Origin of the sequence: Glacieibacterium sp., assembly GCF_965200405.1 — a bacterium.
Classification (GTDB): Bacteria; Pseudomonadota; Alphaproteobacteria; order Sphingomonadales; family Sphingomonadaceae; genus Glacieibacterium.
On sequence record NZ_OZ241356.1, the window covers coordinates 2,462,043 to 2,479,701 of the forward strand.

Below are 17,659 nucleotides of genomic sequence, written 5' to 3' on the forward strand. Positions count from 1 at the left end.
CTAGATAAAAAGGACGATGATATGGCCACGCGCGACGCAGTGTTTCCGGCCGAGCGGCAAGCGCTTTATGAGAAGCACCGCTATTCGGCTGCAGTACGATCGGACACGCTGTTGTTCGTCTCGGGGCAGGTCGGCAGCCGTGCCGACGGTTCGCCCGAGCCCGATTTCGAAGCACAGGTTCGCCGCGCCTTTGCCAATCTAGAGGCCACGCTCGGCGCGGGCGGCTGTACATTGGACGACGTCATCGACGTGACCTCTTTTCATACGGACCCTGAACAGCAAATGGGTCTAGCCATGGCGGTGAAAAACGAGAAGTTTCCGCACGCCCCGTTTCCGAACTGGACCGCGGTCGGCGTCAATTGGCTCGCGGGCTTCGACTTCGAGATCAAGGTAACGGCCCGCATTCCGTCTCACGCATCAACGTCGGTGAGCCGCCGCAACCCGCCAACCATGTGGGATATGGGTGGGCTGGGATACTCGCACATCAGTGTCGCGGAACCAGGCCGCCTCGCCTTCCTGTCCGGCCAGATCGCCGCGACGCCGGACGGTGGTGAGGTCCCCGAAGACCTCGCCGGCCAGGCACAACTTGCAACTGCCAGCCTCGCCGCCGCCCTTGAGGACCTGGAGGCGACGGCCAAGGACATTGTCATGCTGCGCGTCTACGTCGTTGATGCGACCAGCGAAGCGTTCGGGAAGGCGCTCACGCCTTTGCGTGAGCTTATCGGGGACGCGATGCCCAGCATCACGACGATTGGCGTGCAGGCACTTTATAAGCCCGAAATCAAAGTCGAGATTGAAATGGTGGTTCGCCTCCCCTGAAGAGAGAAATTACCGAAAGGCACGCCCGGGGGTTTTTAGAGAACTTCAGAACCGCCCACCCAATCCGAGCGCAGGGGCCGGGTTCACGCTGAAAACAGGAGCTACTGTGGTGAAAGGTTACTGGATCGCTCAGGTCGACGTTAGTGACGAACACGGTCACGGCGCATATGCAAAGGCCGCGATGGAGTATTTGCAGCGCCAGGGTGCGAAAACCTTGGTCGTCTCCCCGAGGCAGGGGCGGTACGAGGTCGTCGAAGGCGTCCCCCGAAGCCGGCGGCTGATCCAGGAATTTCCCGACTATGAGACCGCATCAGCGGCTTATCATTCGGAGGAATATCAACAGATACGAAAGCTCCGACAGAATACTGCGACAGTCGATCTGGTGATCGTGGAAGGCTTCGACCCGTCTCTCTAGCGAAAATGGGCCATGTGCGGCCGGCGAGTTCCGGAGCTCGATGTCTTCATGGCAGCTATTGCCATCTGTGCCGCCAGAACCTGCCTTTCCGCTCCCCCCAGCTCGTGGCCCCCACCCGCCGCGTTGAAGTGTCCAAAACCAGCCTCACAACCGAGATGAACGGACGTCCGCTTCCGGGAAGTGCCCAGGCGTCTCTCAGTGTCCGGGATCGGGTCTGATCAACCGCCGGGGTGGGCGGCGCGCCATTCCTGGACCGCCGCCATGGTCTTATCGACATGGCCGTCGGCGTCGAGCGCGCTGTAGACGAAGATGATCTTGCCGTCCGGTGCGATGACGAACGAAGTCCGGTTGGATTTGGCCACGACCGGCAACTTCACGTCATAGGCACCGATGAGCTTCATATCGGCCGATGCGACGGCAAACTTGTTGCGACATTCGCTGACCGAAAATTTGTTGAGCGTATCGATCTTGTCGGCCGACACGCCGACCACCGTCGCGCCCAGCTTGTTGAACGCGTCGGTCGCTTCGGCGAAATTGTGCGCTTCGCGGGTGCAGCCCGTGGTGAAGGCAGCGGGGTAGAAATACAGGACCACCGGACCTTTCTTCAGCGCGTCGGCGAGATGGAATCCGAAGGGTGTTCCGCCAAGGCTGGCCTGGGTGGTGAAATCCGGGGCGACCGCACCGACGGGTAGCGCCGCCAGGGCGGGCACTGCGAAGAGGAGCGTCGCGGCACCGGCAATTCGAAGAGCGGATCGGATCATTTCTTGCTCCTGCAAGGCTGTGAGGACACGCGTCGTCGCCTTGAGCTCGCTGTATAGAGCAACCGCGAACGCCGCGAAACTGTTCGTCGGCAGTCCATGCGCCGTTCTCGAGCGTTCATTCTGGAGCTTCAGCAACGCCCTTGCGGTTGATACCTTGGACGATCATTCTGCGGAGCGGCACAATTTGGAGACTGACGATCCATGGTCGACACGCCGGTCAAAGGACCTTCCTCGTACTTTCCCTCGATCGAGAAGAAATACGGTCGCCCGATCGCCGAGTGGCAGGCGCTGCTGCGTCAGAAGCTTCCGGCGAAGCACATGGAGTTGGTCGCCATGCTGAAAAATGACCATGGCATGGGCCACGGTCACGCCAACGCGCTGGTGCATCACGTCCTGGCGGCCGAGAAAGGCTGAGCCGCTTTCGACGTGCCTTTTCAGCGACGCAGCACCTCGATCAGCCGCTCGATATGATCGGCATCGTTATAGAGCGACGGTGATATCCGGATGCGATTGGGATAGGTCGAGACGTTGATCCGCGACGCCTCGAGCGCCGCATCGAAACGTTTGTCGGCGTTCCTGATCGCGAACGCCACGATGGGACTGGCGGAACCGGGCGGCGTGAGCGGCAGGAACCCCAGGCCCGGCAGGACCGCCTGCAGACGATCGACCAGGGGCCGGCGGTGGCGAGCGACGGCATCGACGCCGATCCCCAGGATATGGTCGAGCGAAGCGGCGACGACCGCAAGTGCCCCCCACGCCGGCGTGCTGACCTCGAACAGGCCGGCGGCATCGCCTGCCAGCTCATACTCGCCAAGCGCCGGGCCGGGCGTTTCGAAGGGCAGTACATGGCTGTACTGTTGCCTGACTTGCCGCCAGCCCGTCTCGACGCGCTTCAATCGGTCCAGCCGGTCGGGGCGAACATAGAGGAACGCCGTTCCGAAATCGCCCATCAGCCATTTGTAGGTCCCGCAACAGGCGAAATCGACCCCGCTGGCCCGCAGATCGAGCGGCACGGCGCCGGCGGCCTGGATGATGTCGGCATAGACCAGGACACCGCGCGCATGGGCGATCGAGCATAGCTCCGCCAGGTCGTGGCGAAATCCGGTCGTGCTGGAGACCAGCGAGACTGCGATCAGCCGGGTGTCGGGGCCGATCAGGGCGCGCAGGTCGGCCAGGTCGACGCCGCCGCCACGAGGGCGCGCCACCCGGACCGGGGCGCCGCGCCGCGCCAACTCGCCGTACAGGGCCAGCGACCCGTCGTAATGCAGCCCGTCGGTGACGACGCCTGCGCCCGGGCCGGTCCCAAGGCTGAGGTTGACCAGATTCTCGCCGTCGAGCGTACTCGGCACGACCGCGATATCATGGGGATCGACGTTGACGAGCCGGGCGAAGCGCTCGACCGCTGCACGGCGCGGATTGCCGCGCGGGCCGACCGCCTGCGGTGCATCGAACCTCGACTTCAGGTAGGACCGCCCCGCCTCGACCGCGAATGCGCCGAGCGGGTGGGTGAACGCTGCATCCAGATACGCGCCGATCGGCCCGAAGCCGTTGCGGTCGGGCAGCGTAGCGGTGCCGGCAAGCATCGGCAGGGCGGCCGCGGTCCCCCCCATCATGTGCCGCCGGGTGATCGCCATGATCTCGCCTCCCTAATCGGCCGCGATCGGCAGGCTGATCGCGCTCGCGTGGAGCGGGTCGTGAAAGACGCTCTGCGTTGCGGCGCGATAGTCGGCGGGGGCAGCGTTGAAGATCGACGAGACATAGGTCTGCGGATTACGATCGTACATCGGAAACCAGCTCGATTGCACCTGCACCATGATCCTGTGGCCCTTGGCGACGATATGGTCGGTAACCGGCAGGCGGATGCGGTACGGCTCGATCCGGCCCGGGGTGAGCGGCACCGAGCGGTCGAGACCCTGGCGGTAGCGGGCGCGGAAGATCTCCATCGCCATCGGCAGCTGATAGCCGCCAAGCGCCGCATCGCGGTTTTCGTCGGGATAGACGTCGATCAGCTTGACCACGAAATCGGCATCGGTCCCGGTGCTCGCCGCGAACAGGGCGACATCCGCCTGGCCAAAGACATGGACGGGCTTGTCGAGCGGTGGCGAGACATAGGTCAACACATCGGGGCGGTGCGCGGCGAAGCGCTGGTCGGCGATGAGCGAGGTCTTCCACGTGTCGCTGCTCCCACCGAACAGGAACGGCGCGGCGATGTTTCCGACCGGCCGGGCGGGATCGGCGAGATAGTCGTCATGGGCACTATCGCCGGGGCGCGGCGGGCTGGACGACAGGACGCCACCGGCGCGCAGGTACAGGCGCGTCGCCGCGGGCGGCAGGTTGCCGGCACCGTGCCAACCGCCGCCGGCGCCGGTCGCGTAGCTGGTGACCGCGGGCGGATCGAAGGGCGTGGCACCGTCCTTCAGCCGGGCATCCAGGAAGGGCTTGATGACGACGCGTCGGGCGCTTGCCGCGGTGTCTTGCGCAAAGCGGATGTCGCCCAGTCCCGAACCGTCGCCGTCGACACCCATGTGCGCCCATGGTCCGACCAGCAGCGATACCCGTTGCTGCCGGTCGAGCGGGTGGAGGGCGCGGAACACCGCCGGGGCGCCGTAGCTATCCTGCTCGTCGTACTGGCCGGCGACGAGCAGCATCGGCGTGACGATCGGCCGGGCCGCCATCAGCCGGTCCAGCGCATGGCCGCTCCACCAGGCGTCATAGGCCGGATGATCGACGAAGCGGCGCGCGGCGGGAAAGGCATCGAGGCCGTACCGGCGCATGTAGTTTCCTGCCGAGCCGGCCTCCAGCATGCTGGCGTAAAGGTCGACGTTGCCCGACGCGACCGGCGATCCGGCGCCCTTGGTCGCCATGATCAGCGGCAAGACGTTGAGCGTAACCTGGCGGAACGCGCCGTTGTGGAACCAGTCGTCGCCCATCCAGACGTCGACCATCGGGTTGATCGGCACGGCGGCCTTCAGCGCAGGATGGCCGCTCAGCGTCGCCATCAGCGCGAGGAAGCCATCGTACGATCCGCCGATGACGCCAACCTTGCCGTTGCTCTCCGGAACCTGACGGGTCAGCCACTCCAGCGTGTCGTAGGTGTCGGTGGCGTGATCGATGCCGGTCGGATTGAGCGGGCCGCTGAGCGGGCGGTTGGTGACGTACACGCCTTCCGACCGGTAGCGGCCGCGAACGTCCTGCCAGACCCGGATATAGCCGTCCTCGACATAGGGCGCGTCGGCTGCGGGAACGCGCTGGGCGAGATGCTGGCTCGACCCGTGCAGCGCGGAGCCGTCGGCGCCATAGGGGGTGCGCTCCAGCAGGATCGGCGCATGCGCGATGCCTTTTCGCATCAGGATCAGCGTGTACAGGCGGACCCCGTCGCGCATCGGGATCATCGCCTCGCGGCGGATGTAATCCTGTTCGGCAGTCGCCGGCCGATATGCGGTACCGAGGTCGGACTGCAGCGTATCGACGGGCGCTGCAGCCGACAGCGCCCCGAACAGGACGATGGCGAGCAGCCGCCCGGTCACGGATGCGCAGCGAGGCCGGGTCAAAGCGGCTCGACCGGACGGTGGCGGAAGACCAGCCCGAGCGCCGCGCCGCCGGCCAGCAGCGCGCACGGTACCGCCGCCAGCAATACCCCGCCCGGCGCGACACCGACAGCCAGCAATTTGCCCGCCGCCATGGGGCCGGCAATGCCGCCCAGCCGGCCGAACGAAACCGCGGAGCCGACTCCGGTCGCCCGGACCAGCGTCGCATAATAGGCTGGCGCGATCGTATAGAGGACCAGTTGGCCGCCGATGGCGAAGAAGCCGGTGGCGATACCGGAAACGACGACCGGCGTCAGTCCTTGGGCGCTCGCCAGGCAGACCAGCGAGATCGAGATACCGAGATAGGTGCCGGCCAGCACCTCTCTCAGTCGTCCGCGGTCGGCGATCATCGCCAGTACGATGCACCCGACGACCGCGCCGCTATTCTCGAATGCCGAGATCAATGCCGCCTGCTGCGGGGTGAAACCCTTGGCGACCATCAGCGTCGGCAGCCAGTTGTTGATCAGGTAGACGACGACCTGTGTGAATCCGTAGCTGACCCACAACAGCAGCGTGACCGGCGTGCGGCCTTCGCCGAACAGCGTCGAGCGGACGCCGGGCCGGTCGCCACCCGTCACCGCTGCCCGCGCGCGGATGAAGGCGGCCGACTCCGGCAAGGCGAAGATCAGGACGGGCACCAGCAGCAGGGGCAGGATGCCGCCGATATAGAAGATCGTGCGCCAGTCGAGGTGACTGGCCTGGCTCGCGACGAACAGCCCGAGCAAGGTTCCCCCGACCGGCTGTCCGCAGAACATCAGGCCAACCGCCGTGGCGCGCCGCTCGGGTGCCGCGGCCTCGGCGGCTATGGCGATCAAATTCGGGAAGGCAGCGCCGAGACCCAGCCCGCAACCGAGCCTGATCAGGACGAAGCTCGACAGGTCGCTGCCCAGGGCGGTCAACAGCGAGAAAGCGGCAAACACCACGAACGCCGTCAGCAGCACGGTTTTCCGACCGAACCTGTCCCCCAGCCGCCCGCCGAACGCCGCCCCGACCATCAGGCCGACGATCGCCGCCGTCAGTATGTAGGAGACCTCGGTCGCGTGAAAACCGAACAGGCGGGCGACCGAAGGCGCCGCCAGTCCCATCGAAACGATGTCGGCGCCTTCGAGCTGGGCAGCGAGAAAACACAGGAAGATGATCACTCGAGCGCCCCGGCACGCCGGTCGTGGGCGCTCACTAGAAGCGGACCCTCGCGCCAACGAAGTACCGGCGACCCAGGATGTCGCCATAGGAGCGCGACGGGAATGACGGCATCTTGTCGGTGAAATTGTTGACACCGGCCCGCAGCGTCAGCTTGCCGACATCGTACTGCACCGACACCGTATGCTGATAATTCGCCTTCAACACCGGCACGATCGTCGTCTCGATCGTGGCGTAGTAGCTGCTCCTGGCGCTTGGCAGGTAATAGAGCGAATAGAACAGTCGCAGCGGGCCACGGCTGAAGCGCAGGTCGAGCCTGCCCCGCCATGATGGCATTGCGGTTGTGCCATCGGAGCGCGTCAGGTCGAAGCCGGTCACCGACGTCTCGAGCAGCGAGTTGTGCGTCGCCTCGACGTTGACCTCGAGATCGCCCAGGTCACGGTCGCTGAAGAACCGCCCGATCGGGAAGTGGTAGTTCAGATTATAGACCTCGCCGTGATACCGCAGCGAGCCGGCGTTGAAGGTCTCCTGCCGCGCTGTTGCGAGGTAGCCGTTGCCATCGCGCGTAAAGGTGCTGCAGATGTCGGCCGGCTGATTGACGTTATCATAGCATGCGGCAAGAAAGTCGTTGACCCCGAAGTCGGACAGCGCGCCCGTCAACTTCACCTCGATGCGATCGGCGCTGATGGTCAGCCCTGGAATATAGTTCGGCTGGTAGACGAAGCCGTACGTCAAGGTGTTCGAGATCTCGTTTCGCAGCTGCGGGTTGCCGCCGGTGGTAATCGAGACGATGCCGGTGTTGACCGCTGGGTCGTTGAAGGTGGCAAGCGGCCCATATTCCGGATGCGCCGCGAACAGCTTCTGGCAATTCGCCAGTCGGACCGCGGGGTTCGAGCCGCCGTTGATCTGCGTGACATCGCAAGGGTCGTTGGCCGGATTGCCGGGGCTGACGCTGGACGGCGCGAACTGCTGGTCTAACGTCGGCGCGCTGAAGTTGCGGCTGCGCGAGCCGCGCAGGGTCAGTCCGTAATCGACCTCCCACCTGACGCCGCCGCCCCAGACGTTCTCGCGACCGGCGAGCGAGTTATCGACGAAGCGGTACGAGCCGGTCAGTTCGAGCGCCTTGACGAACGGCAACGTGAAGTCCTCGCCGAGCAGCGGGACCAGCAACTCGCCCGACAGTTCGTCGGTGTGGTACTTGCCACTTTCCGGAACCGATACACCGAAGGCGAGCCCCTGCTGGTCGGCCTCGGTCGGCTCGAACCGGGCGCTTTCGCGTCGATGCTCATAGGCCGCGCTGAACTGCACCTTGCCGCCGGGCAGGGTGATCAGGTCGCCGCCCAGGGTCGCAAGGAAATCATCCTGCTTGTTTCGGACCGTGTTACCGGTCAGCACCGAGACATAGGCGCGCGCCGCCTCCGATGCGGTCTGCGCCCCGAACGGGTTGAGCGGTGCACAGGCGGCATCGTCGTTCGCCGAGGAGGCGTCGGCGTTGATGGCGCAGACGATCTGCCCGCTCGAGTTGCGAACCGCGGCCAGGGCGTTGGTCATGTGATCGAGATAGGGGGCCCAGACCCGGTAGCTGGACTTGGTCTCGCCGTGGCTGGCCGAAGCGCTCCAGTAAAACTTGCGCTCGCCGATCGCGAAATCGCCGTCGAGGGCGACCAGCGCGCGACCGGTGTCGGTGACGTTGGTGCCGGCGCGGGTCGGCAGGATGTCGAAGAATTTGGAAAGCGTCAGCGGGCCACCGTTGGCAAAGCTCGGGCTCGCGGCACTGAGCGTGGCAATGGCGGCCGACGTCAGGAAGGGATTGGTCCTGTTGAAGGTAATGGAACCCTGGCCGTCGCCGCCGCCGACGAAGCGCACGATGCTTTGCGTCCCGAGCGGATCGTCGCCGCGCTGATGGCCATAGATGAACTCGCCCGACAATTTGACATGATCGGTCAGGTCGTAATGTCCGATGACCGATCCGGTATAGCGTTCGACGCCCGAGATCAGCGTCGACAGCCGGCGTGGGTCGCTGCCCTCGCCGCCGACCGCGGTGCTGGAGACGCCCTGGATGACGCCGGTGTTGTACGGAATGACCGACTGGCCGTCGGGCGCGAACTGCAGGGCGGTGCCGCCCGAGCGCAGCAGCGCCGAGGCGGATGTCGAGTTGGTACCGAACAGCACGCCGTTCACATTGTAGCGCCACAGGCGCCCGTTATAGACATAGACCGTCGGTGACTGGCCGTCGGATGTGCTGGTATTGAGCGGATTGGTGACGGCACGCGGCGCCCTGTTGAAGAACGGCCGGTCGGACTCAAGCAGCGCCGTTGTCTTGGAATATTCGAAGTCGGCCGCGATGTTGCCGCGACCACCGGCGAAGTTCTTGCCGACCGTCACCCGAAAAGCCGGCTGGCTATAGTCGCCGCGCGTGCCGATGCCGGATTGGGCGTCGAGCTCGACGCCGCTGAAGTTCTTCTTGAGAACATAGTTCACGACACCGGCGATCGCATCCGAACCATAGACCGCCGCGCCGCCTGCCTGGACGATGTCGACGCGCTCGATCAGGCCGGCGGGAATGACGTTGACGTCGACGGCCCGGTTGCCGAGTCCCGACGCGGACGTCACCATCCGGCGCCCGTTGACCAGCGTCAGCGTGCGACCCGCGCCAAGCCCGAAAAGGTTGGGAAAGGTCTGTCCGGAGCCGCCGGGAAAGCCGGAGAACGGCGCTTCGGGTAGCTCCGGTACGTTGGAGGTAATCTGGTTCAGCATCTCGCCGACCTGATTGAAGCCGCGGTCGGTCAGCGCGCTCGCATCGAACACATTGACCGGGGCGGCGGTGCTGACGTTGGTGCGGCGGATGCGCGATCCGGTCACGACGATGTCCGTTGCTTCGACGTCGGCGGTCGCGACACCTTGCGCGACCGATGCATCGGCCGCGCTATCGTCGTTTCCCACGTACATCACGCCGGCGGGCGTGCGCCTGACCTTCAGGCCGCTGCCATTCAACAGACGCTGCAGTGCCTGATCTGCCGTAAAGGCGCCTCGGACTGCAGGACTACTTTTTCCGCGGACCGTGCTTTCCGAGAAAATGATCTGTTGATGCGAAGCTTGGCCGAGCGCGCGCAGGCCATCGCCAAGATAGCCCGCAGGGACGTCGATATTATAGACTTGCTCCTGGGCCTGCGCGATCGCCGGTACGGTGGCCATCAACACTGCGACGATTGCAGTCGAGCAGCCGAACCGGATCGAATTCATTGCGCGCATCTTCGAAGCCCCCTTCGTTGGTCGGCGGATCGTAATAAAACCGCCATGAAGGGTAGTACGTTCGACTCGTGAAAACCCGAAGCCTAGCCGACAGATTCACTTCGCCGGCGGCGGACCAGCACGATGTCGGTGGCCCCGGCTTCCGCCTTTATGTCGAAAGCCGCCGACAGGCCCTGTACCAGCGCATTGGTGTCACCGGCTTGAAATACCCCCGAAACGCGCACGTCCGAGGTTGCGGCATCGCCGATCCTCAGGGGTTTTTCGGCATATCTGTTCATTCGCTCGACGACGACGCCCAGTTCCTGATCGTTGAACACGAGCTCGCCCGCTTCCCACGACAGTGAGCGCACCGGATCCGCCGGCTCTACCACGGCTTGCCTGCTGCCGGAGGGGGCGGCGTTGTTCGACGACAAGATAATTTCGTGGCCGGGCGTCAGCAGCCGGTCGGCAGGCAATTGGGCGGCGCCACGGGACAGGGTCGGGACGATCCCGATGGCGTTGCGGTCGAGCAGCGCGACATGGCCCTCGTACAGCACGACATGGACATGATTTTGCAGCATCTCGACGCTGAACGCGGTCCCGGTCGCCACCACGACCTCGTCCGCTGCCTGGACCGAGAACGGGCGCAGCGGGTTCTTCGCGACGTCGAACTTGGCGCGCCCCTGCTCGAGCCACAGGCGCCGGTCGCCGCGGGTGAACTTCACCTTCACCACGGTGTTGGCATCGAGTGAGATCTTGGAGCCATCCGCCAGCGCCACCACCCGACGCTCGCCGATGCCGGTCGAATAGGTCCGTGGCAGCAGTACCGCCCAGATGCCGACCGCCGCGACCAGCACGACGATGCTCGCCGCGATCAGGGCCGCGCGCAGCGGCCCGATATACGTAGCGACAGGACGATGGTTGAGACTGCGGCGCGCCGAGGCGAGCGCGGACTGGCGCAGCTTCATCACGGCTTCGCTGGCCGCGTAATTCTCGACCTCGTCCCACGTGGTGACGATCTCCTCGATCGTCCGGACATGGGTCGGGTCGGCGTCGAGCCAGGCCTGCAGTTCCGCCTGTTGCTCGACCGGCATCTCGCCATCGGCAAGCCGCGCGGCCCAGGTTGCGGCGCGCTCCGTTCGGTCGGAGCCGGCGTCGTCAGGAATTACGCCACTCACGCATCGACTCCAAACTTTTCGCGCAAATGTACACTGGCGCGCACGACATGCTGCTCGACGGTACGAACCGATACCCCGAGCATGTCGGCAATTTCCCGTTGCTTCAGATTTTCCAGCCTGAACAGAACGAAGATCGTCCGGGTTCGCTCCGGCAGTTCCATCAGCGCGGCGATGACGGTCGCCAGCGACTGCTTGCCGCGAAGCACCCGGTCGGGGTCGCGTTCCTCCACCCGGCCCGCCTCGGTGACGCCCAGGCCGGCCTGGTAAGCGGCGCGAACATGGTAGCGCCGCGCCCGGTCACGCAGCAGGTTCGCGGCGATCTGGAAGATGTACCCGTCCGGCCTGAGCGGATCGATGGTCTCGCTGCGCTGGGTGGCGCGCAGCAGCACCTCCTGCGTAAGGTCCTCGGCCTCCGAATGGTTGCGGATCCGACGCAGGAAGAACGCCATCAGCGCCGGCCGAAAGCGTTGGCTTACACCGCCGCCCGCTGGACTGGCATCCGTCTGCACGATCTCTGCTTCACCCACTGGCGCCAGGTCCCACGGTATAGGCGCGATCAAGCCGGTTTCCTATCGGGGCCGTAGCGATGCGATTGCTCATCAGGGTATCCGGATCACGCCGACCGAGCCTTCGATCGCGATACGGGTGCCGAACTGGTTGGAATGGCTTTGCATGTCGGTCAGGATGCGCCGGGCATTCACCGGGTCGGCAAGGTGGGGAATGCCGCGCCGGGACAGGTCGTAGGTGTTCCCGAGATCGAGCGGGTACAGCCGCACCGTGCTGGCGCGTCCGCCCTCGAAGTCGGTGATCGCGACGACGCCGTCGTACCAGCTCGCGGGATTGCCGCCCGGCCGTACCGAACGCTCCTTCGGCTTGGGCGGCGGCGCGTGCCCGGTTTCGTCCGGATACAGCTGCAGCGCCGACTCCTGCAGCATCTTGATTTCGGCATTGATGAAGAAGACGCCCATTCCGTACAGCACGGGATGGCCCTTGTAGATCTCGACGCCGCGCAGCGAATGGGGGCCGCCGCCGAGGATGACGTCGGCACCGGCGTCGACCGCATCGTGGAACAGCTTGACCAGGAAGTCGGGCGGCGCCGGCGTGTCGTCGTCGTCGCCGGTGGGGCTCTCGTGCGCGTGGATGGTGAAGACCACCAGGTCCGCTGCCGCCTTGGCATCGCGCACCGACTTGAGCAGCGCGGTATGGTCGTACAGGTCCATGTCATAGCTCATGCCGGTCCGGTCCGACAGCCGGTAGACCTGCTCGTGCAGCGTCACTTCCTTTGCCCCGGGCAGCGGCGGCGGTTGCAGCGGCGAGGCCAGCGACGTCGCCAGCGACCGCACCTGTGCCATCTGCGCGGCGTCGACAAGCTGGACCGCCTGGGTGCGCAACAGGCTGATGCCGGCGCGGGCGGGAACATCGTCGAAGGCGTCGTTGGCCCCGGCGTTCGCCTTGAATGTCGCGGCGGTGGAGACCAGCGCGACGCTGCCCTTGAGCGTTTCGAGCACCCCGGCCCGTCGCGCCTCCGCCAGCGTCCGACCGCCACCTGCATGGACGATGCCCGCGGCGTCGAGCAACCGCTGCGATTCCAGCAGGCCTTCGCCGCCCCAGTCAGTCGCGTGGTTGTTGGCCATCGAGACCATATCGATGCCCATCGCCTTCATGTCGGTCCCCAGGCTCGGCTCGCCCCACAACAGGCCATTGCCATAGCCCTGGCCCTTGAAGGTCTTGAGGTCGAAGAACACGCCCTCGCGGTTGCCGATCGTCGCGTCAGCGCTGCGGATCAGCGACAGGACCTTTTGCAATTCCGCATCGCTGCTGTTGGCGTAGGGGTGCGAGTAGAGCAGGTCGCCGATCGTCACGAGGCGGAAATGCCCCTTGAGGCTGACCGGCTTGCGCGGCTGGGCGAGATAGTCCGCCGGCTCGTTGGAGGGCAGAACATCCTGCGCGGCGACCGGACCGGCAGCGCAGATCATTGCCGCCACGACGGCGGCGACACTCGACAGCATCTTCACAGCTTGCAACTCGCTTCGGGAACGCCGGGCTTGCGCGTCCACTGATAGGCTTCGACCGGCTTGCCCCGCGGCAGGTAGGTCAGCGGGAAGGTCTTGCCGTCGCGCGTCACCTGCAGCGCCAGGGTCCGGTTCACCTCCGCCTGCACCGCGTCCAGCGCGACGCCGTAACTGATCATGTCGCCGTCGCGCAGCCCCGCCTTGGCTGCCTCGGAGCCGGGCTTCAGGCCGCGAACGATCTTCTGGGTGCCGAGCAGCGAGGCGTTGTCGAAGCCCAGGTCGAACTGGCGGATCGGCGTGACGACGCGTTCGAAACACGGCCCGAAGGCGTCGCTGTCGGGCAGCATCAGGCCACCCGCGAGCATCGACCGATGCAATTTCGGTCCGGCCTCGCCGATCTCGGCCCGCAGCAGGTCGAGCCACTTGGCCTCGGAAAGCTTTTCACCGGCGTGCATCCGGGCGTTCATCGCGAGGATCAGATCGTCGATCGAGCGCTTGCCGCCCGATGCCTTGCGGATCCGGTCGTTGAGCACGGCGAAGTACATCGCGCCGCGATCATAGGGCAGCACCCGGATCCGGGTGTCCTCCCAGAAATGCGGCGCGACCTGGTCTTCGGGCGTGTCGCGCAGCGCGTTGGTATAATAGCGGCTCGCCGTCTCGTTGAGGTCGGCGAGATAATGCGCGTCGTCGATCAGCCCGGCACGCCACGCCAGCAGCGCCTGGTAATAGACCGCATTGCCCTCGTTGTACCATTTCTCGAGGTCGTCGTTCGACGTCCAGGTGTGGGTCATCTCGTGACCCAGGATGGACTTCAAATTCTCGCCGTCGACGCCCGCGCCGTATGTCACCAGGAACGAATGGGTCAGCGCCGCGCCGCCGCCGCCGTTCATCGGGTTGTTCCGAATGAAGACGCGATAGGGTGGCTCGACCTCATCCCGAAAGAACCGGCTCATCCAGCCGTGGAGCCGGGCGGTCCACAGCATCGCCGGGCGCGGATCGAAGGGTGGCGTACCGCCCCAGACCGCGGAGAACTCGCCGACGCGCGGCTCGGGCGACTGTTTCAACTGGCCTGCCATGAACACCGTGCTGTCGAGCCGGGACAGCGGCCCTGCCGGCAGCTCGACATCGCCGTCGCCATAGCTGCTGACCGCCCTGGCGCCCGGCCCCATGCTCGCCAGGTTCCAGCCGATGGCGACGCGGTACGGTTTGTCGATGGCCAAGGCTGCGACCAGCGTGTTGCCGACCCCGGAAAAGCTGTTGCCGTCGACGCGCAACTGGATCGGCGGGCCGCCGCGCACCAGCGCAATATTGTGGAGCGGCAACCGATAGCGGACGCTGAGTATGCCCTTGACCGCACGCCCGGCGATCCACGCGCTGTCGTCGCCGGTCCGCATCGACATCGGCACGGGGCCCGATGCATCGGCGACCGTCATGTCGAGGACGCTTTGCGGACCAGCCATGCCCGGCACGATCGTTCCGATCCGCACCAGCGGCGTCCCGGCGGCGACATCGACATCCGGCACCGTCAGGCTGACTTCGACGCTGCCGGTGCCTGCGGTCTCGTCGACCGCGCTGGGCGTGATCAGCACTCGCGCCAGCGGGCCCGAGGGCGCGCCCGGTGCTGCCGCCGCTGCTGCCGTTGATGCCATCAGCGTGAGGACGAACGCCTTGAGAATAGCCTTCATCGGTCCCCCTCGCTCATCGCTCGACACCAGTCATGCCCCCATCAGCCGCCGACAGTTTCAGACATCAATACGCCCGACGACCGAAAACCCACTTCGCGACAGGCGGCCTCGATCGTGAGGTTTCGGCGATGAGCCGCGTATTACCGGTCAGCAGCAGCTTCGGGGGGCGGCGTGGGATTCAGGACGAAGGCCGGGTGGGCCCGCGCATTGCTCGGCTTGGCCATCGCCGCGCTGGCGGTGCCGGTGAGCGCCGAGCCGCCGGCGATCGTCACCCGCCACTCGATCACGGTCGCCGGCCGCCCGCTTGAATATTCCGCCGAGGCCGGTCGCATCGCCATCCGCGATGTCGGCACCGGCGAGCCGCTGGGCCATATCTTCTACGTCGCCTATCGCGTCGCGCCTTCGCCCGGCAAGACCCGGCCGCTCGCCTTCATCTGGAATGGCGGCCCCGGCTTGCCCGCCGCCTCGACCGAGTTCGAGGGTTTTGGCCCCCGGCGTATCGAGGGCGACCATCTGGTCGACAACGACGACACGCTGTTGACCGATGCCGACCTGGTCTTCGTCGACCCGGTCGGGACCGGCTTCTCGCGCGCCGTCAGCGCCGCGGCCCAGCCGGCCTTTACCAGCATCGTCGGTGACGTCGCCGCCGCGACCGAATTCGTCCGCGCCTGGGTGCTCCAGCACGGCGACGAGGCGACACCGCTCATCCTGTCGGGCCAAAGCTATGGCTCCGGTCGCGCCGGATCGGCGGCCTACCAGCTGCTGAAGCGCGGCTTCAAGGTCAGGGGGCTGGCGCTGATTTCGAACTCGTCCGGCCTGCCGCAATATCCCGGGCAGGACCTGATCGCGACTGCGATGCACGTCGGCGACTACGCCGTCGCCGCACATTATTACCACAAGCTGTCGCCCACGCTGGGCGCCACCCCCGAGGCGGTCCGTCGCTCCGCCGAGGACTGGGCTCGCCGCGTCTATCTTCCCTCGCTGCGACGCCTCGCCAGCCTTTCCGTCGCGCAGCGCCGTCAGGTGGCAGTCGAACTCGCGCGGCATACCGGTCTGGCCGTGAGCGAGATCGACATCGACAAGCTGATCGTGACGCAAGGCTTTTTCCTGGGGCACCTGGTTCCCGGGAAGCTGCCCTATTATTCCGATTACCGGATCTTCGAGCCCTTTCATGCGCCGCCGCTGACCATCGGGCTGCACTCTCTGCGCCACGATCTCGGCTATCACTCCGATCTGCCATACCTCGGCATCGAGACGCTGGAGGACGGCTTCGCCCCTGGCGGCGTCTATCCCAAATCGGTGAACGCGCTGTGGCTTCACTCCACGGTCTATGGTGCGACGCCCGAGCAGATCCATGCAGCCGAGGTTGCGTGGGAGGCGCGCGACGTCATCGGCATGCCGCAATACGGCGCGAACCTGCCGGGCGCCGCCGAGGCGATCAAGCTCGATCCGCGGCTCAGGGTGCTCGTCGCCCACGCCGCCTATGATCCGCTCGGTGGGTGCTCGATCGATGCCGAGCTCGGCCGGCATCTCGAACCGCCGTTCCACGAGGCGATCGGCTTCCGCTGCTATCTGGCCGGCCACGCCATCTACCGCGACGCCCCGGCCCGCGCCCTGTTCGCCGACGATCTGCGCCGCCTGGCGCGGCTGGCATCCGGAGAAACACCATGATCATCGATCGTCGGACCTTGTTCGGTCTTGCCGGCGCGACCCTCGCCGCACACGCGGCCACCGGAAAGGCCGCACATGCGGCCACTGTAAAAGCCGCGTCGGCTGCGCGGGCCGACCCTGTCGTCATCAACGCGCTGGGTGCGCTCGACGACCCCAACCACCCGCTCGACGAGGACGACCGCGGCCCGCTGGTGATCACCCCGCGTATGATCGCCGATGCCCATGCCTCGGGCGAGACGGCGGTGAACATCACGCTCGGCTATGTAGCCGGGTCTGGTGACCCTTTCGAAAGCAGCGTCGGGGCCATCGGCCGGTGGGATCGTGCGTTGCGCGCCCATCCGCGCGACCTGCTCAAGGTGCTCGGCACGGACGACATCCTGCGCGCCGGGGCGAGCCGGAAGATCGGCATCATCTACGGCTTCCAGAACGCCGCGATGATGGGCAGCGATGCCAGCCGTGTCGATATCTTCGCCGACCTCGGCGTCAGGGTCGTCCAGCTGACCTACAATGCCGCCAACCAGCTCGGCGACGGATCGATGGTGCCGGCGGGTCGCGGCCTCAGCAAGTTCGGGCATGAGGTCGTCGAGCGTCTCAACGCCAACCGCATCATGGTCGACCTGTCGCACTCCGGTCGCCAGATCTGCCTCGACGCCATTCGGGCCTCCAGGCAGCCGATCTCGATCAATCACACCGGCTGCCGCGCCGTGACCGACCTGCCGCGCAACAAGACAGACGAGGAACTGCGGCTGGTCGCGCGATCGGGCGGGTTCGTCGGTATCTACTTCATGCCGTTCCTCGCTGCGTCCGGACACGCGACCGCCGCCGATGTCGTCGCGCATATCGAGCACGCGCTGAATGTCTGCGGCGAGGATCATGTCGGCATCGGTACCGATGGCGGCACCACCGCGATCGACGACCTGGAAGCGTACAAGAGCGCGCTGGCCAAGGAGCATGCGGACCGGGTCGCCAAGGGCATTGCCGCGACCGGCGAGCGAGCCGACACCCATCCCTTCGTCGACGACCTGCGTGGGCGCGGGCAGTTTCGCAAGCTGGGCAGCCTGCTGGCGGCCCGCGGGCACAAATCCACGACGATCGAGAAAGTCCTGGGCACGAATTTCCTGCGCTATGCCCGCGAGATCTGGGGCTGACGCGGTGACCGG

14 protein-coding genes are annotated in these 17,659 nt (G+C 66.0%); 5 read left to right on the plus strand and 9 right to left on the minus strand.

Features of this window, described 5'->3' with window-relative positions; all coding sequences use genetic code 11:
• Positions 1 to 21 precede the first annotated feature (21 nt).
• Both ACOFKW_RS11505 and ACOFKW_RS11510 read left to right on the plus strand, forming a co-directional pair.
• Entirely contained in the window at positions 22 to 819 is a 798-nt protein-coding gene (locus ACOFKW_RS11505) for a Rid family hydrolase (protein WP_419814291.1), read from the plus strand.
• Between the two features lie 106 nt (positions 820 to 925).
• Positions 926 to 1,234, plus strand: a complete 309-nt coding sequence (locus tag ACOFKW_RS11510; protein WP_419814292.1) for a DUF1330 domain-containing protein — start codon at positions 926 to 928, stop codon at positions 1,232 to 1,234.
• A 218-nt stretch (positions 1,235 to 1,452) separates the two neighbouring features.
• Here ACOFKW_RS11510 and ACOFKW_RS11515 read toward each other — a convergent pair whose 3' ends face one another.
• Positions 1,453 to 1,995, minus strand: a complete 543-nt coding sequence (locus tag ACOFKW_RS11515) for a peroxiredoxin (RefSeq protein WP_419816928.1) — start codon at positions 1,993 to 1,995, stop codon at positions 1,453 to 1,455.
• Between the two features lie 201 nt (positions 1,996 to 2,196).
• Between ACOFKW_RS11515 and ACOFKW_RS11520 the strand changes: the two genes are divergently transcribed.
• Complete coding sequence (locus tag ACOFKW_RS11520) at positions 2,197 to 2,409, plus strand: DUF4287 domain-containing protein (RefSeq protein ID WP_419814293.1); 213 nt, start codon at positions 2,197 to 2,199, stop codon at positions 2,407 to 2,409.
• 20 nt (positions 2,410 to 2,429) lie between these two features.
• Here the strand turns inward: ACOFKW_RS11520 and ACOFKW_RS11525 are convergent, their stop codons facing one another.
• The 8 genes from ACOFKW_RS11525 to ACOFKW_RS11560 all read right to left on the minus strand — a co-directional run bounded on the left by ACOFKW_RS11525 (position 2,430) and on the right by ACOFKW_RS11560 (position 14,828).
• Entirely contained in the window at positions 2,430 to 3,629 is a 1,200-nt protein-coding gene (locus ACOFKW_RS11525; RefSeq protein ID WP_419814294.1) for an aminotransferase class V-fold PLP-dependent enzyme, read from the minus strand.
• Positions 3,630 to 3,641: 12 nt separating this feature from the next.
• Complete coding sequence (locus tag ACOFKW_RS11530) at positions 3,642 to 5,522, minus strand: CocE/NonD family hydrolase (protein WP_419814295.1); 1,881 nt, start codon at positions 5,520 to 5,522, stop codon at positions 3,642 to 3,644.
• Between the two features lie 20 nt (positions 5,523 to 5,542).
• Complete coding sequence (locus ACOFKW_RS11535; RefSeq protein WP_419814296.1) at positions 5,543 to 6,724, minus strand: MFS transporter; 1,182 nt, start codon at positions 6,722 to 6,724, stop codon at positions 5,543 to 5,545.
• Between the two features lie 34 nt (positions 6,725 to 6,758).
• Positions 6,759 to 9,965, minus strand: coding sequence for a TonB-dependent receptor domain-containing protein (locus tag ACOFKW_RS11540; RefSeq protein WP_419814297.1), 3,207 nt, complete (start codon positions 9,963 to 9,965; stop codon positions 6,759 to 6,761).
• A gap of 92 nt (positions 9,966 to 10,057) precedes the next feature.
• Positions 10,058 to 11,131 carry a FecR family protein gene (locus tag ACOFKW_RS11545; RefSeq protein ID WP_419814298.1) on the minus strand — a complete coding sequence of 358 codons (1,074 nt, stop codon included), beginning with the start codon at positions 11,129 to 11,131 and terminating at the stop codon, positions 10,058 to 10,060.
• Complete coding sequence (locus ACOFKW_RS11550; protein ID WP_419814299.1) at positions 11,128 to 11,691, minus strand: RNA polymerase sigma factor; 564 nt, start codon at positions 11,689 to 11,691, stop codon at positions 11,128 to 11,130. The genes ACOFKW_RS11545 and ACOFKW_RS11550 overlap by 4 nt, the downstream gene beginning before the upstream one ends.
• 39 nt (positions 11,692 to 11,730) lie before the next feature.
• Positions 11,731 to 13,140 (minus strand): CapA family protein, encoded by a 1,410-nt coding sequence (locus tag ACOFKW_RS11555; protein ID WP_419816929.1) that lies wholly within the window; start codon positions 13,138 to 13,140, stop codon positions 11,731 to 11,733.
• A gap of 2 nt (positions 13,141 to 13,142) precedes the next feature.
• Positions 13,143 to 14,828: a peptidase M61 gene (locus ACOFKW_RS11560; protein ID WP_419814300.1), complete on the minus strand. Its 1,686-nt coding sequence runs from the start codon at positions 14,826 to 14,828 to the stop codon at positions 13,143 to 13,145.
• A 207-nt stretch (positions 14,829 to 15,035) separates the two neighbouring features.
• Between ACOFKW_RS11560 and ACOFKW_RS11565 the strand changes: the two genes are divergently transcribed.
• Both ACOFKW_RS11565 and ACOFKW_RS11570 read left to right on the plus strand, forming a co-directional pair.
• Complete coding sequence (locus ACOFKW_RS11565) at positions 15,036 to 16,499, plus strand: S10 family serine carboxypeptidase-like protein (RefSeq protein ID WP_419814301.1); 1,464 nt, start codon at positions 15,036 to 15,038, stop codon at positions 16,497 to 16,499.
• A complete protein-coding gene (locus ACOFKW_RS11570; RefSeq protein ID WP_419814302.1) occupies positions 16,496 to 17,647 on the plus strand; it encodes a dipeptidase in 1,152 nt (383 codons plus the stop codon). Before ACOFKW_RS11565 ends, ACOFKW_RS11570 begins: the two co-directional genes overlap by 4 nt.
• The last annotated feature ends 12 nt before the right edge of the window (positions 17,648 to 17,659 follow it).

Coding starts and splice junctions, on each gene's coding strand:
- ACOFKW_RS11520 (WP_419814293.1), top strand. CDS start 2,197: ATGGTCGACACGCCGGTCAAAGGACCTTCCTCGTACTTTCCCTCGATC.
- ACOFKW_RS11570 (WP_419814302.1), top strand. CDS start 16,496: ATGATCATCGATCGTCGGACCTTGTTCGGTCTTGCCGGCGCGACCCTC.
- ACOFKW_RS11505 (WP_419814291.1), top strand. CDS start 22: ATGGCCACGCGCGACGCAGTGTTTCCGGCCGAGCGGCAAGCGCTTTAT.
- ACOFKW_RS11525 (WP_419814294.1), bottom strand. CDS start 3,629: ATGGCGATCACCCGGCGGCACATGATGGGGGGGACCGCGGCCGCCCTG.
- ACOFKW_RS11555 (WP_419816929.1), bottom strand. CDS start 13,140: ATGCTGTCGAGTGTCGCCGCCGTCGTGGCGGCAATGATCTGCGCTGCC.
- ACOFKW_RS11560 (WP_419814300.1), bottom strand. CDS start 14,828: ATGAAGGCTATTCTCAAGGCGTTCGTCCTCACGCTGATGGCATCAACG.
- ACOFKW_RS11515 (WP_419816928.1), bottom strand. CDS start 1,995: ATGATCCGATCCGCTCTTCGAATTGCCGGTGCCGCGACGCTCCTCTTC.
- ACOFKW_RS11540 (WP_419814297.1), bottom strand. CDS start 9,965: ATGAATTCGATCCGGTTCGGCTGCTCGACTGCAATCGTCGCAGTGTTG.